Origin of the sequence: Pandoraea bronchicola (assembly GCF_902459805.1) — a bacterium.
Taxonomy (GTDB): domain Bacteria; phylum Pseudomonadota; class Gammaproteobacteria; order Burkholderiales; family Burkholderiaceae; genus Pandoraea; species Pandoraea bronchicola.
On sequence record NZ_CABPST010000003.1, the window covers coordinates 131,333 to 145,032 of the forward strand.

13 protein-coding genes and 1 other RNA gene are annotated in these 13,700 nt (G+C 60.2%); 8 read left to right on the forward strand and 6 right to left on the reverse strand.

Translation table 11 applies throughout. The annotated features are described in order from the left end of the window. The first annotated feature begins 231 nt into the window (after positions 1-231). The 4 genes from PBR20603_RS08180 to PBR20603_RS08195 all read left to right on the forward strand — a co-directional run bounded on the left by PBR20603_RS08180 (position 232) and on the right by PBR20603_RS08195 (position 4,772). Entirely contained in the window at positions 232-954 is a 723-nt protein-coding gene (locus tag PBR20603_RS08180; protein ID WP_150559058.1) for a gluconate 2-dehydrogenase subunit 3 family protein, read from the forward strand. Positions 955-966: 12 nt separating this feature from the next. Further along, a complete protein-coding gene (locus PBR20603_RS08185) occupies positions 967-2,742 on the forward strand; it encodes a GMC family oxidoreductase (RefSeq protein WP_150559059.1) in 1,776 nt (591 codons plus the stop codon). 10 nt (positions 2,743-2,752) lie between these two features. Next, on the forward strand, positions 2,753-4,153 hold the full coding sequence (locus PBR20603_RS08190; protein ID WP_246174479.1) for a c-type cytochrome: 1,401 nt from the start codon (positions 2,753-2,755) through the stop codon (positions 4,151-4,153). A 151-nt stretch (positions 4,154-4,304) separates the two neighbouring features. Further along, positions 4,305-4,772, forward strand: a complete 468-nt coding sequence (locus tag PBR20603_RS08195) for a hypothetical protein (RefSeq protein ID WP_150559060.1) — start codon at positions 4,305-4,307, stop codon at positions 4,770-4,772. Between the two features lie 9 nt (positions 4,773-4,781). Here PBR20603_RS08195 and PBR20603_RS08200 read toward each other — a convergent pair whose 3' ends face one another. Then, positions 4,782-6,071 carry an MFS transporter gene (locus tag PBR20603_RS08200; protein WP_150559061.1) on the reverse strand — a complete coding sequence of 430 codons (1,290 nt, stop codon included), beginning with the start codon at positions 6,069-6,071 and terminating at the stop codon, positions 4,782-4,784. 79 nt (positions 6,072-6,150) lie between these two features. Continuing rightward, positions 6,151-7,050, reverse strand: coding sequence for a LysR substrate-binding domain-containing protein (locus PBR20603_RS08205; protein WP_150559062.1), 900 nt, complete (start codon positions 7,048-7,050; stop codon positions 6,151-6,153). A gap of 305 nt (positions 7,051-7,355) precedes the next feature. Here PBR20603_RS08205 and PBR20603_RS08210 point away from each other — a divergent pair, with 305 nt between their 5' ends. Beyond that, positions 7,356-7,955, forward strand: coding sequence for a LysE family translocator (locus tag PBR20603_RS08210; RefSeq protein ID WP_150559063.1), 600 nt, complete (start codon positions 7,356-7,358; stop codon positions 7,953-7,955). 110 nt (positions 7,956-8,065) lie between these two features. Further along, a complete protein-coding gene (locus PBR20603_RS08215) occupies positions 8,066-9,145 on the forward strand; it encodes a linear amide C-N hydrolase (RefSeq protein ID WP_150559064.1) in 1,080 nt (359 codons plus the stop codon). A gap of 112 nt (positions 9,146-9,257) precedes the next feature. Here the strand turns inward: PBR20603_RS08215 and PBR20603_RS08220 are convergent, their stop codons facing one another. The 3 genes from PBR20603_RS08220 to PBR20603_RS08230 form a co-directional block, all read right to left on the reverse strand. Continuing rightward, positions 9,258-9,560, reverse strand: coding sequence for a hypothetical protein (locus PBR20603_RS08220; RefSeq protein WP_150559065.1), 303 nt, complete (start codon positions 9,558-9,560; stop codon positions 9,258-9,260). 332 nt (positions 9,561-9,892) lie between these two features. Beyond that, positions 9,893-10,072, reverse strand: a complete 180-nt coding sequence (locus PBR20603_RS08225; RefSeq protein WP_150559066.1) for a hypothetical protein — start codon at positions 10,070-10,072, stop codon at positions 9,893-9,895. Between the two features lie 69 nt (positions 10,073-10,141). Continuing rightward, on the reverse strand, positions 10,142-10,408 hold the full coding sequence (locus PBR20603_RS08230; protein WP_246174480.1) for a DNA methyltransferase: 267 nt from the start codon (positions 10,406-10,408) through the stop codon (positions 10,142-10,144). A gap of 954 nt (positions 10,409-11,362) precedes the next feature. Here PBR20603_RS08230 and PBR20603_RS08235 point away from each other — a divergent pair. Both PBR20603_RS08235 and PBR20603_RS08240 read left to right on the forward strand, forming a co-directional pair. Next, entirely contained in the window at positions 11,363-12,091 is a 729-nt protein-coding gene (locus tag PBR20603_RS08235) for an NYN domain-containing protein (RefSeq protein ID WP_150559067.1), read from the forward strand. Positions 12,092-12,214: 123 nt separating this feature from the next. Further along, positions 12,215-12,976 (forward strand): toll/interleukin-1 receptor domain-containing protein, encoded by a 762-nt coding sequence (locus tag PBR20603_RS08240; RefSeq protein WP_150559068.1) that lies wholly within the window; start codon positions 12,215-12,217, stop codon positions 12,974-12,976. Positions 12,977-13,313: 337 nt separating this feature from the next. On the opposite strand, the gene ssrA is transcribed toward PBR20603_RS08240, so the two are convergent. Continuing rightward, positions 13,314-13,671, reverse strand: a transfer-messenger RNA (tmRNA) gene (gene ssrA, locus PBR20603_RS08245). Positions 13,672-13,700: the final 29 nt, after the last annotated feature.

A 13,700-nucleotide genomic window follows, 5' to 3' on the forward strand; every position in this document is an offset into this window, starting at 1 on the left:
TGCGCGCGTAATAGTAAATATTTTAATTATTCGCAAGCCTTTCTAATCAATATGTTGCGCGATTTACGCAACAATCTCTTGCTTTGCCATGTAGGGAACTTGTCAGTAGAATGGCCGCGTTAAATGCGCTACGCGAGGTGAATAGCCTGTCAGGTTTTCTTCACGCACGGCGAGCCACCGCTTGACTGTCATGCGTGATTCGTCCCGTCCCCCACAAAAACGGAGAACTCCATGTCACAGGACAAGGAACCGCGCCGGCGCTTTCTGCGCCAGGTGCTGGCGATCGTGCCTGCCACGACGCTTGCCACCGGTGCGACGCTTACGCAGTCTGCCTGTAGCAGCGACAAGCCTGCTGCCCCCGCCGCTTCGACCACTCCCTACGAGCCCAAGTACTTCACTGCCGACGAATGGCGTTTCGTGAATGCTGCCGTGGACCGTTTGATTCCCGCCGACGATCTCGGGCCGGGTGCGCTGCAAGCCGACGTGCCGCAGTTCATCGACCGCCAGATGGAAACGCCCTTCGGGCACGGCAAGCTCTGGTACATGCAGGGGCCGTTCCATCCCGATCAGCCGCCCGAGATGGGCTACCAGTTGAGCCTCGTGCCGCGTGACATCTATCGCCACGGCATTGCGGCTTGCGATGCCTACTGCAAGAAGCAGTACAACAAGGCGTTTGCCGACCTCGATCACGCTACGCAGGAAACCGTGCTTGGCGATCTGGAGCACGCGAAGGTCGAGTTCGATAGCGTGCCGGCGCGCACGTTCTTCTCTTATCTGCTGGCCAACACGAAGGAAGGGTTTCTCTCGGATCCTATCCACGGCGGTAACAAGGACATGGTCGGCTGGAAGCTGGTCGGCTTCCCTGGCGCTCGCGCTGACTTCATGGACTGGGTGGATCAGCCCAACGTCAAGTACCCGTACGGGCCCGTGTCGATTTCTGGAAAGCGGGGCTAAGGGGGCGAAGCTATGGCAATCAAAAAAGATAAGGTCGACGCCGTCATCGTGGGCTTCGGCTGGACCGGGGCCATTCTCGGTCAGGAACTCACCGACGCAGGACTCAACGTGGTGGCGCTCGAGCGCGGCGGCATGCGCGACACGCCCACCGATGCGCAGTATCCCAAGGTCATCGACGAACTCGAATACTCGGTGCGCGGCAAGCTCTTTCAGGAACTGGCGCGCGAGACCGTCACAATTCGTCACACGCCGGACGATCTCGCCGTGCCCTACCGCCAGAACGGCTCGTTCCTGCTCGGCAACGGCGTGGGCGGCGCGGGGTTTCACTGGAACGGCATGCATTACCGCATCCTGCCGGAAGAACTGAAGCTGCGTAGCCATTATGAAGAGCGCTACGGCAAGAAGTTCATCCCCGACGGCATGACGATTCAGGACTTCGGTGTGAGCTACGAAGAGCTGGAGCCGCATTTCGATTTCGCCGAGAAAGTGTTCGGCACGTCGGGTAAGGCCGGGAACCTGAACGGCAAGATCGTGCCGGGTGGCAATCCGCGCGAGGGCGCACGCTCGAGCGAATTCCCCACGCCGCCGCTGCAGAACACCTACGGTGCGACGCTGTTCGAGAAGGCCGCCCGCGAAGTTGGCTTCAATCCGTATCCGGCACCTGCCGCGAACACCTCCGAGCCTTATACGAATCCGTACGGCGTGCGTCTCGGGCCGTGCAACTTCTGCGGCTTCTGCGAGAACTACGGCTGCTACATGTATTCGAAGGCGTCGCCGCAGACGACCATCCTGCCGGTATTGCTCAAGAAGACCAATTTCGAGCTGCGCACGAACGCATATGTCGTCAAGGTCAATCTCGACAGCGATGGCAAGAAGGCCACCGGTGTGACTTACATCGACGCACAAGGTCGTGAAGTCGAGCAACCTGCCGATCTCGTCATCATGGCCGCGTACCAGATGCACAACGTGCGCTTGCTGCTGCTCTCGGGTATTGGCAAACCGTACGATCCGAAGACGGGCGAAGGCGTTGTCGGCAAGAACTACGCTTATCAGATGAACGGCGCCGTGAACGTGCTGCTGCCCAAGGGCACGCAGTTGAACCCGTTCATCGGCACGGGCGCCGGCGGCGTGTCGATGGACGACCTGAACGGCGACCAGTTCGACCACGGACCGCTGGGCTTTATCGGCGGCGCGAGCATTCGTCACATTCGCTATGGCGGACGTCCGATCAAGATGACTCCGACCGTGCCGGGCACGCCTTCGTGGGGCAGCAAGTGGAAGGCGGGCATTGCAGATGCGTATCAGCGTTACATGACCATCGGCATTTCCGGCTCGGTCATGTCGTATCGCGACGCGTGTCTCGATCTTGATCCGACCTACAAGGATGCCTATGGCGTGCCGCTGCTTCGCATGACGTTCGACTGGCATGACAACGAATACGCCATGCTGGGCTATATGGGCGATCGGATGGAAGAGGTCGGCCGTGCGATGAACCCGGAGAAGGTGTTCCGTGCGATTCGCAAGAAGGGCACCCGCTACGACACGCGGATCTATCAGAGCACGCATACGACCGGGGGCGCCATCATGGGCACGAATCCGTCGAACAGCGTGGTCAACAAGTATCTGCAGAGCTGGGACGTGTCGAACGTGTTCGTGATGGGGGCATCGGCGTTTCCGCAGAACATGGGTTACAACCCCACGGGCGTGGTGGCGGCGCTGGCGTACTGGTCTGCGAAGGCGATTCGCGAACAGTACCTCAAGAACGCCGGCCCGCTGGTGCAAGCCTGAGGAGCGAACCATGATCCGCAAAACGATGATGAAACGCTCTGTTGGCGCACTGACGGCCGGTGCCTTGGCGCTTGCAGTCGCCGCCGTGTGGGCGCAGACGGCGACGGCGCCTTCCGGGGCGGCCGTTTCGCCGGTGCCGACACCCTCCGTGCCCGCTGTGACGGTGGAGGCTGGCACCCAGACACCCGCCGCGAACGATCCGCAAGCGCGACTCGTGAAGCAGGGCGAATACCTCGCGCGTGCTGCCGATTGCGCCGCGTGTCACACGGCGCCCAAGGGCAAGCCGTTCGCGGGTGGCCTGCCGATTGCCTCACCGATCGGCACGATTTACTCGACGAACATCACGCCGGACAAGGACACCGGTATCGGCAGCTACAGTCTTGAGGACTTCGACAAGGCGGTGCGTCACGGTATCGCGAAGAATGGTTCGACGCTGTACCCGGCCATGCCGTACACGTCGTACGCGAAGGTGCGTCCGGCTGACGTGAAGGCGTTGTATGCCTACTTCATGAGCGGTGTGCAGCCCGTCGCGCAAGCGAACAAAGCGACCGACATTCCGTGGCCGATGTCGATGCGCTGGCCGCTCTCGATCTGGCGCAAGATGTTCGCGCCGGCGGTCGTGGCCGATGCGGCGTCGACCGATAACGATCCGATCTCGCGCGGACGCTATCTCGTCGAAGGTCTGGGCCATTGCAGCGCCTGCCACACGCCGCGCGGCATTGCCTTGCAGGAGAAGGCACTGACCGACGACAGCACGGCGTTCCTCTCGGGCGGAGTCGTCGAGAACTTCCTCGCGAAGAACCTGCGTGGCGATGTCACCGACGGTCTGGGCAACTGGAGCGAAGGCGATATCACGGCGTTTCTGAAGGGCGGGCGTAACGATCATTCCGCCGCCTTCGGCGGCATGTCGGACGTGGTGCAGCACAGCACTCAGCACATGAACGACGACGATCTGAGCGCCGTCGCCAAGTACCTGAAGACGCTGAAGCCGGTCGACCCGAACGCCAAGGCGCTCGCTTACGACGAAACCGTAGCCAAGGCATTGCGCGCGGGTTCCGACAAGAGCAACGGTGCGCTCACGTTCATCGACAACTGTGCGGCATGTCACCGCAGCACGGGCAAGGGCTATACGCAGACGTTCCCGACGCTTGCGCTCAGCTCGACGGTGAACTCGGCAGACCCGACCTCGCTTGTCCATATCGTGTTGCGCGGCGCGGAAATGCCGTCGACCAATACAGCGCCGACGCATTACGCGATGCCGGGCTTCGACGATCGTCTGACCGATCAGGATGTGGCCGATGTGCTGACGTTCGTGCGCTCGAGTTGGGGCAACAAGGCGCCAGCAGTGACGGCCGCGCAGGTGGCCAAGGTGCGCAAGGACGTTGGCGCGGCGCCGCAGCCGCAGCGCTAAGCGCAAGAGGCGTTGCGTTCGCGACCGGTGCATGCCGGCGCGAGTGCCTCGCCTGTGGTGAAATGAAGCCCCGCCGGGCAGTTCCGCTGGCGGGGCTTTTTTGATGTTCGCGATGGATGGTCGCGAACGGTGATGATGCAGGGAGAAAGCTGTGCCATTCATTCTTCTGGCGCTCGTTGTGCTGGCGGGCATTGTGTACGGAGCGGTGCGGCTATACGCGGCCGTAGCGCTTCGGTTCGGCACGCCGGCCGCCGTGGCGACGATTGCCGTGTGTGTGCTGCTCGTCGTGTGGCTCGTGGGGGATGCGGTGCGCCGTTATCGCGCCGTGCATGGCGTGCGGCGCGACGGCAAGCGCCTTGTGAGCGTCTCAGGCGAGTGGGGCGAACTTACGCTCGACGCCGATCGCAAGATGGGGACGATTCGCGTGGACGGTCGCCAGGCCCGGTTCGTGTTTTCGGATGTCCTGTCGGCGCATGCGGTCAGCGAGGGCGGACGTTGGTGGCTCGTGCTCGAACTCGCCCACAGCAAGCAGGCGAATTGGCGCGTGCCGATGCCCGCCCGCTCGCTGGCGCAACGCTGGACGAAGATCTTCCGGCTGACGAATGCGCACCGGCTGTAACGTGAGGGCTCAGGCGCCGACGGGCATCGGCTGCCGGACCGGCGGCAGCACGCTTTCGTCGTTGATCGGGAAATGCAGGGCCGCCGCCACAACGCCCAGGATCGCTGTCGCGGCCCAGATAAGGTTGTAGGAGCCGGTGACGTCCAGTACGTAGCCGCCGAGCCACGCACCGAGGAACGAGCCGACCTGATGGCTCATGAAGCACAGGCCGAAGAGCGTGCCCAAGTGTTGCGTGCCGAACACCTTTGCCACCAGACCGCTGGTGAGCGGCACGGTACCGAGCCACGTCAGCCCCATGACCGCGGCGAAGATCACCACGCTCGCATCGGATTTCGGCAGGAGGAAGAAGAGCGCGATGGCCGCCCCGCGAATCAGGTACAGCCAGCCGAGTACGTGATGTTGACGATACCGTCCGCCGAGCCAGCCGCAGGCCCAACTGCCCGCCATATTGAACAGCCCGATCAGCGCGAGCGCGGTAGCCCCGAGACCGACGGGCATGTGACACATCAGCAGATAGCCGGGCAGGTGTGTGGCGATGAAGGCCAATTGGAAGCCGCAGGTGAAGAAACCCAGCGTCAGCAACTGGAAGCCGCGATGGGTGCGCGCCTGCTGGAGGACGTCGCGTAGCGAGACGTGTTCGCCGTCGTTGCTCGCGGCCGGTGCGGCCGTTGTGTCGGCATCCGCCGGTGCAGCCGCCTTGCTGCGCCGGTTCAACGTCATGAACAGGCCAAGCGGGGCGGCGCAGCACAAGATCACCGCGAGGACGAAGAGCGACGTCGACACGCCGTAGGTCTGCCGCAGACCTTGGGCGATGGGCACGAGTGCAACCTGTCCGAGCGAGCCGCCGGCGCTTACGAGGCCCATCGCCATCGTGCGTTTCTCCGGCGTGACGGCGCGGCTCACGGCGGGCAGCACCACGCCGAACGTGGTGCAACTGATGCCGAGTCCGACCAGCACACCGAGTCCAATGACGAGCCATAGGCCCGACGGCGCCAGGGCCGCCATTGCCAGTCCCGCAGCGAACGCAAATGCGCCGAATGCGACCACGGGGGCCGGACCATGGCGGTCGGCCATCGCCCCGGCAAACGGCTGGGCGAATCCCCACACCAGGTTATGCAATGCGATGGCGAAGGCCACAAGGGTGACGGGCACGCCGCGGTCGTACGAGAACGGATTGATGAACAGACCGAACGTCTGGCGGGTGCCCATCGCGGCACTCAACACGAGTGCACCAGCAATGATGATCAGCGTGACGCGGTTTTGCAGCAAGGGTGATGCGGATGCGATAGGTTTTTGCATGGTGATGAGTCCTCCTCACCGTAGTCTCGCAATGAAATTCCCTTGTAGCAAAGGAGTTGTGCATTGGGCGAGGTGAATTTTATTCACCTGAGGGGGTGTCGGCTTGTTCAATTACCCAATCACGGAACACCAGGCATTCGGGGTGCGGCTCGATGTCGTCTGCGCAGATCAGCCAGTAGGCGCCTTGCGCGGGTGTCGTGATGTCATGCGCGGGCACGAGGGCGCCGCTCGCGAGATAGTCGTCGACCAGCGGGCGGCGTCCGATGACGACGCCAAGGCCGGTCATCGCCGCTTCGAAGGCCATCTGAATGCTGTCGACACTGATTCCGCCCTGGGCGTCGAAGTCATCGATCCCCGCGCCTTCGATCCAGCTTTGCCAATCTTCGCTGGCGCTGCTGACGTGAATTCGTGTGACGGCGCGCAGATCGATCTTGCCGTTGGCGCCAGCGTGGCTCGCATGATATGCCGGACTGCAGACGGGGACAAATCGTTCTCCGAAGAGCCGGTGCCAGGTGCCGCTCGCGACCGGCGCACGTGACAGGCGGATCGCGAAGTCGAAGCCGTCGGTAGGGAAGCCTACCTGCCGGCGCGACGTGTCGACCGTGATATCGACGCCCGGAACGCGCTGCAAAAATGTGCCGAGACGCGGCAGGAGCCAGCGCGAGGCGAGGGTTGGCGCGCAAGTGACGGCGATGGCGCGCGAGGCGTCGGGCGTGGGCAGGCGTCGCGTGCCGGTGAGCAGCAGTGAGAACGCTTCGGTCACGTAGGCGAGATAGTCGACGCCTTCCGGTGTGAGCGAGAGGCCTTGCGGCGAGCGGGTGAACAGGGCGACGCCCAGTGTCTGCTCCAGCCCGACAATGCCATGGCTGACGGCGCTCGGCGTGAGGTGCAGTTCAGCGGCGGCGCGTTTGAAGCTCTGGTGCCGCCCGGCGGCTTCGAACAGGCGCAGAGCGGACAGTGGTGGCAGGCGGGGTGGCATCGGGTGAGGTGTCGAGCGGTCGGTGAGCGGGGCGCAAGCGCGCCGGTATCGAAGGCGTCGTTCGGATGGCGTCGATTCTCGCATGACGCCGGGCGTTGTGCGGCAGAGGGATGCGAGTCGCGCCGCGCAACCAGGGCTCGCTGACGCTCGCGCCTCGCAACTGTGATGGTCGGCAGCCGGTACAGGCCTGTCCGCATTTGATGAACTGTACCGGGATTCGGGCGGTGCGCATGCTTATGCTGTGACCCCGCGAGTCCCAGGCGATTGCAGAACGCAGCGCTGGGGGGCGTTTCAGACTTTCGAATATGACGACCGAACAATTGCTGGCTTTCTGTGCTTTCGCTGTCATCACGCTGGTGACACCGGGGCCGAACAACATGATGATCCTGGCTTCGGGCCTGAACTACGGATTCAAGCGCACGTTGCCGCATCTGGCTGGCATTGCCGTTGGCTTCGCCTTGATGGTGTTCTTGACGGGCGCGGGGCTGCACTCGGTCTTCGTTCGCTTCCCGGTGATTCACACGGTATTGAAGTACGCCGGGGCGGCTTACCTGTTGTGGCTTGCGTGGCATCTTGCCCGGTCGGGTCCGATGGACGACGAACGTCGCGGACGGGAGCGTCCGATGGGGTTTTGGGGCGCGGCGGCGTTCCAGTGGGTCAATCCGAAGGCGTGGGTGATGGCCGTGGGCGCGATCAGCACGTACCTGCCCAACGCATCGCATCTGCCCGACGTGATGGTGCTCGCGCTGATCTACGGCGTGTTGGGGGCCCCGTGCATCGGTCTGTGGGCGGGGTTTGGCGTCGCGATGCGACGGGTGCTCACCGATGCGCGCTCGGTCCGGATCTTCAACGGTTTTGCTGCCGCATTGCTGGTGGCGTCGCTTTATCCGATTTTGGTCGAGTGAGGCCCGGTGGCGTTTGGCACGCGCAGGGGCAAGCAACTGACGGGGGTGAACAGATTCCATCGTTATACTGACGGTTCTTGCGAATCCTTCCCCCAACGTGAGGTGTTGACATGGCCCGATTCCGCTTCAAGACCCTGCCTTGTCTCGTTGCTGCGGCAACACTTGCATTTTCCCCGCTGTCGTCAGTGGCGTGCACCCGCGTGGTGTATCTCGGTGCCAACGACGACGTCATCACGGCGCGCTCGATGGACTGGAGGGTTGACGTCTCCACCAATCTTTATGTGCTGCCGCGCGGTATCGCGCGCTCGGGCGAAGCCGGCCCGAACTCCATGCGGTGGACGGCGAAGTACGGCAGCGTGGTGGCCACGGGCTATGACGTCTCGACGACCGATGGCGTCAACGAGAAGGGGCTGTCGGCGCAGTTGCTGTGGCTGGTGGAATCGCAGTATCCGAAGATGGACAAGGGCTCGAAGCCGGGGCTGACGATTGCGGCGTGGGCGCAATACGTGCTGGACAACTTTGCGACGGTCGCCGAAGCCGTGTCGGCGCTGGAGAAGGAGCCGTTTACGATCGTGACGGACAACGTGCCGGGCGAGAACCGGCTCGCGACGTTGCATCTGTCGATGTCGGACAAGTCGGGCGACAGTGCGATCGTCGAGTACATCAATGGCCGGCAGGTGATTCACCACGGCCGTCAGTATCAGGTGATGACGAATTCGCCGACATTCGACGAGCAACTCGCCTTGAATACGTACTGGAAGCAGATCGGGGGCACGACGTTCCTGCCGGGGACGAATCGCTCGGCGGATCGCTTTGCACGGGCGTCGTTCTACATCAACGCGATTCCGAAAAATGAAGACTCGGTCGAGGCGCTGGCGAGTGTGTTCAGCGTGATCCGCAATGCGTCCGTGCCATACGGGATCACCACGCCGGACGAGCCGAATATCTCGTCGACGCGCTGGCGTACGGTGGTCGATCATAAGCGCATGCTGTATTTCTTCGAATCGGCCCTCACGCCCAACACCTTCTGGGTGGATCTGAACAAGGTGGATTTCACGTCGGGGGCGCCGGTGAAGCGGCTCGATCTCGGTAAGGATCAGCGCAATACGTTCAACGGCGAAGTGTCAGCCGCTTTCAAAGTGGCGCCGCCGTTTCCGTTTCTCGGGATAAATGCCGGCAAGGGGAATTGACAAAGAAAAACCCCGAAGAGGCTTGCTCTATCGGGGTTTTACGGAAGACTGAGACAGTCTTCGGAGGTGTTGTTGGCGGAGCCCACCGCCATTGGATGGGCCGCAATCAAAGCTATCTCACCAGTCGTGGTCTTTCGCCCCGCTTCGACGCGTGAATAATGACCCGGGGGCCCATCAACATGTCCGTCGCCACCATCGCTTCCGCAAACGTATCGAAGTAAATCGCGTGCTCAGGGTCGGACACGTGCGCTCGCCTGATTTCTCCAGCCGCCTCGTCCCAAGCGTAACCAAGGTACTTCCTGTACTCGTGGAACCAGACCACATGCCCTTCACGCGCCAACGACTCGGGGAGGTCGAGTCCGCCTTGAGCGTCGTTTCCTCCATTCTTTCCGCCGTTGTCATTTGAATTGCTCATCAAAGTCTCCTTAGATGCAGGTGGATTTCGCCGTGTTGGCGGCTGAATTCATCATCGCAGGAGTGCCGAGCCTCGCGTTTCAGTAACTTCCGAATATCCCCGCCTATGCGTCGACACTCGAAACGTTTCGACACGCAGCAAAAACGCTTACGGCGTGCCGTCGTTCAGCTCGAGCACGCATACTCCGTGGTGGTAATCAGTGGGCATTTCAGATCCTCCGGAGGTGTTGGAAAGCCTGCCGGTAGGATCACTCGCGCTCGCGCGAGACACACGCGTAGGGTGTTGTGCTGTCTCCAGGCACAACACAACACGACACCCCTTGCTATTTCGCGTTAGATTTCGTTGCTTTCAGCGGGATTGCGCAGCCATCCGACGAGGAAAGCCGCGAACGCCACGAGCAGACAGCCGAAGCCGAGAAGCCACTCGTCAGCCGACGCTTCGGCGATGGCGGCGAGAATCCAGCCAACCTGTGCGGCGTGCCAGATTGCGAGGTCTTTGAGCGCAAGTTCCATGCGATTGTTCCAGAGTTCGGGAGCGCACCATTGCTCTCCCGAAGAGTATAGGCAGATCGCAAATCTCACTTACGCAGCCAAACCCAGTAAACGAAGCCGAGTCTCGGTAATGTCCGCGTAGGCCGGTTCCAGCTCGCAGCCAATCCAAAAATGCCCTGCATCGCTTGCCGCTTTCAGGAAAGTGCCACTACCCGCGAACGGGTCGAGCATCGTTGAACCGGGAGGAACGAGCCGGACGACCTGACGTGCCAATTCGTCGGGTTTCTGCGTGAGGTGCTGTTTCGGACGTGGGACGCGCTCATTGAATACGCCAGGCAAAAAGGTGCTGGAATCCATATGCGTTGGCCGAGGACACCAAGGCAGCATAGAGCCGCGCAACTACCTTTTCCGCTCGATTGGCGCGGCCGGGCATGCTCGGCTGCGTCACGCTCACCTTGCTCGCGTGCCGAGCGCATGCTATTGACCCTGGCTCCTGCCACGCAAGGCTCGTCCAACAGGCGAGCGCGCAGCGACTCGATCGCTACCAACCATCCCTCCACTTCTTGCTTCCATTCCCCCCGGATGATGTCCACGTCCACCCGGCATGCGACAAGCGTCACATGTAGCCGGTGAATCTCCCACAGCAACTCACGCACCTCTGGTGTCGGTGTGCGCGCCCAGATCGCGCGTAGGTCGGAGGGGGTTAGTGCCCGGCGTTCGGGCGCGGTCGGGTTCCGTCGTCGCATGATCATAAATACTGTATGCATGCACAGTATTCTAAACTATTTCCGAAACCGCATGAGAGGCGCTACAACAGGCTGATTGTCGGGGTAGGGCCAGCGTCTCGGGAGATCGCGGGCGGCCGGCCGTGAGGGCTGGCAGGTACGTTGTCGCCGGGATTTTGGAGGCGCCGACCCCCTGACCTAGACCCCAGCGCGCGCGGTCATGACCCCGCCACGCCTGCGCGCTTGATACAACACTTTTTATACACCTTTGCGCCGACCGTCGAGACCCGTCAGTACAGGCGCGGTAGGGCATTTCAGGGGCCACAGAACGTGTGCACTTTTATGCGCCAAGCTCATGCAGTGAGGATTCGGAGTTGGCGATGCGGAGCGCTTGTTTCGGTCGTATGTATCGGATTTTCGAATCGTTTTGCGATTCCGTTGTAATTTAGCCTTGCACTACGTTATATCCAACTGGTATGATTTTCCAATCAAGCCCATGGCAGTAAGCCGTTGCAAATCATCCAGCAGCGTGCCGAGCCCTTGGGCTTTTTTCATTTCCGGGCAGAAAAATTACAAGAGTTAGGTGATGGCAACTGCGATCCTAATTGACGGGGCTTTCTTCATCAAACGCTTCCGGGCGATTGAACCAAAGAATGCTTATGACCCACGCAGAGCGGCGGAATGCGCCCATCGGTGGGCATGTGCGCATTTGACTCCGCCGTTGCCGCGCCGAAATGGGGCGGGTGATGATCTGCGCCCTGTTCGCCAACGGCAGCGAGGACAAAGACGCGATCTTTACCGGATTTTCTTTTACGACTGTCCGCCGCTCGAAAAGAAGATGCATAACCCCATCAGCGGGAAGGCAGTAGATTTCGCTAAATCTAAGGAAGCTCAATTTCGTGTCGAGCTTCACGAGCATCTTCGTGGTATGCGGAAGGTCGCGTTGAGATTGGGGCACTTGTCCGCATACACGCAATGGGCTATCAAACCAAACAAGGTTGCCGAGCTACTGGCGCGCAAGATTACGATGGACCAACTGACGGAAGATGATGTCACTGTTGATGTTCGTCAGAAAGGCGTCGACATGCGTATTGGCGTTGATGTGTCCTCGTTGGCTTTCAAGAGGCAGGTAGATCAAATCGTGTTGATCGCTGGCGACGCAGATTTTGTGCCTGCGGCGAAGCAGGCGCGTCGGGAGGGAATCGACTTTGTTCTCGACCCTATGTGGCAGCGAATACCTGCGAACTTAAATGAGCACATCGATGGATTGCGATCGACTTGCCCCCAGACTAGAAAAGTCCAAGGAGAGCAGTAACTTACGCTTTCCAAATCGTTAGCGAGTGCTTTTTTCTTTAAAACTAGAGGGGCACAGATGTTAGTCGTCCAGGACTCACTCCTGTGTTGAACGTCATAACAAGATAAAAAGGAAGTCGAAATCGTGAAAGTATTTCTCAGTTGGTCGGGGCAGCGTAGCAAAGATGTTGCAAACTTGCTAAGCGATTGGCTTTGTTGTGTCATACAGGCATCAAGGCCGTGGATTTCAACACGCGATCTTGATCGTGGCTCACTTTGGTTTGGGGAAATCAATGATCAACTGAAGGACACGACCGTCGGCATTATCTGTCTAACGCAAGAGAACAAAACACGCCCTTGGATTCTCTTCGAGGCCGGAGCGTTAGCCAAGGGGCTGACAACTTCACGCGTTTGCACGTTGTTGGTCGATCTTGAGCCGAAAGACATTGAAGATCCCCTCGCCCAGTTCAATCATACGAACCCAACTAAAGAAAGCGTCTCTGGGCTCGTTAAAACGCTCAACGCTACACTCGGAGCGAACGGTTTGGACGTCCGAATCCTAGAGCAGGTTTTTGAGACGTATTGGCCGCAATTCGAAACTCGATTCGCTGAAATTCTTCAGACGACCAAAGACCAGCCACCGAGCAAGCCTCGCAACAAGGAGGACGTGCTTGGTGAGATCCTCGAGAACACGAGGGTGCTCAACAGCAGAATACGCCGGCTAGAACACGATGTGGAGCGTGGAAGAATGATTGAAAGTGAAGGTGTTTTTATGCAAGCCCGACAACACGCTAAGGATGGCATGCCACCAGAATTGATAATGGACATCTATAAGGACAAACTTCCAGCGCGGTTGCTGAAGGAAATTGTTGCCGGTTCCGAACGTATCGAGCGGCGTTCCGAGTAACGAAGCTCAACCGCATCGCCCCAGCTAGCGAGGCCTGACAAGTATAAAGTTTCGTCAGATCGCCCGCTAAATGAGAAACGACCGCCGCCAGCGCGGTCGTTTTTTCTAGAATTTTCACGTTCCCGCGAGTGTCATTTGCGCTGGTTGCGTTAGGAGTGGCGTACCGAAACGCCCTTCATTCGAGGTGAACGTACCCGAAGTTGCGTGCCGTTTACGTGCCATTTTTGCGACAACCAACGACAAGCAACGACAGTTCGTTATAAATGAAAAACGGGCCCGAAGGCCCGTCTCTACAAGGGTTTTGACTGTCGTTCGTTGTCGTTGACAGTCGGCATATTGGTGGAGCCGGCGGGGATCGAACCCGCGTCCGCAAGCACTCTACGACCAGTTCTACATACTTAGTTCAGTCATTTAATTTAACCGTTTTGTCGCGGACGAACACGCTACGCAACAGCGATCCATTTAATTTTCGGCCCCGGCGCCATGGCACCACCGGAGATTATCTGACGTAAATGACCTCGCGAGGTATTGCTACCCTGGCCCGTCAGCGAGCCAGTGCGAGGAAGGCGCCCTTAGGCAGCCAGTGCGTACGAGTTATCGTTAGCAGTTACTAATTTCCCATTGATTAACGAGGTGACGGGTCCTCGGTATGCCCTGCGCCGCTTCGCTACCCACGTCGAAACCATGTCGGCCCCAGTGGAATCACAATTATGACACAAATGGA

What these genes read in the sequence shown, in the direction of transcription:
- PBR20603_RS08180 (WP_150559058.1), top strand. Translation starts at nt 232, where the DNA reads ATGTCACAGGACAAGGAACCGCGCCGGCGCTTTCTGCGCCAGGTGCTG.
- PBR20603_RS08185 (WP_150559059.1), top strand. Translation starts at nt 967, where the DNA reads ATGGCAATCAAAAAAGATAAGGTCGACGCCGTCATCGTGGGCTTCGGC.
- PBR20603_RS08190 (WP_246174479.1), top strand. Translation starts at nt 2,753, where the DNA reads ATGATCCGCAAAACGATGATGAAACGCTCTGTTGGCGCACTGACGGCC.
- PBR20603_RS08200 (WP_150559061.1), bottom strand. Translation starts at nt 6,071, where the DNA reads ATGCAAAAACCTATCGCATCCGCATCACCCTTGCTGCAAAACCGCGTC.
- PBR20603_RS08205 (WP_150559062.1), bottom strand. Translation starts at nt 7,050, where the DNA reads ATGCCACCCCGCCTGCCACCACTGTCCGCTCTGCGCCTGTTCGAAGCC.
- PBR20603_RS08210 (WP_150559063.1), top strand. Translation starts at nt 7,356, where the DNA reads ATGACGACCGAACAATTGCTGGCTTTCTGTGCTTTCGCTGTCATCACG.
- PBR20603_RS08215 (WP_150559064.1), top strand. Translation starts at nt 8,066, where the DNA reads ATGGCCCGATTCCGCTTCAAGACCCTGCCTTGTCTCGTTGCTGCGGCA.
- PBR20603_RS08220 (WP_150559065.1), bottom strand. Translation starts at nt 9,560, where the DNA reads ATGAGCAATTCAAATGACAACGGCGGAAAGAATGGAGGAAACGACGCT.
- PBR20603_RS08225 (WP_150559066.1), bottom strand. Translation starts at nt 10,072, where the DNA reads ATGGAACTTGCGCTCAAAGACCTCGCAATCTGGCACGCCGCACAGGTT.
- PBR20603_RS08230 (WP_246174480.1), bottom strand. Translation starts at nt 10,408, where the DNA reads ATGGATTCCAGCACCTTTTTGCCTGGCGTATTCAATGAGCGCGTCCCA.
- PBR20603_RS08235 (WP_150559067.1), top strand. Translation starts at nt 11,363, where the DNA reads ATGGCAACTGCGATCCTAATTGACGGGGCTTTCTTCATCAAACGCTTC.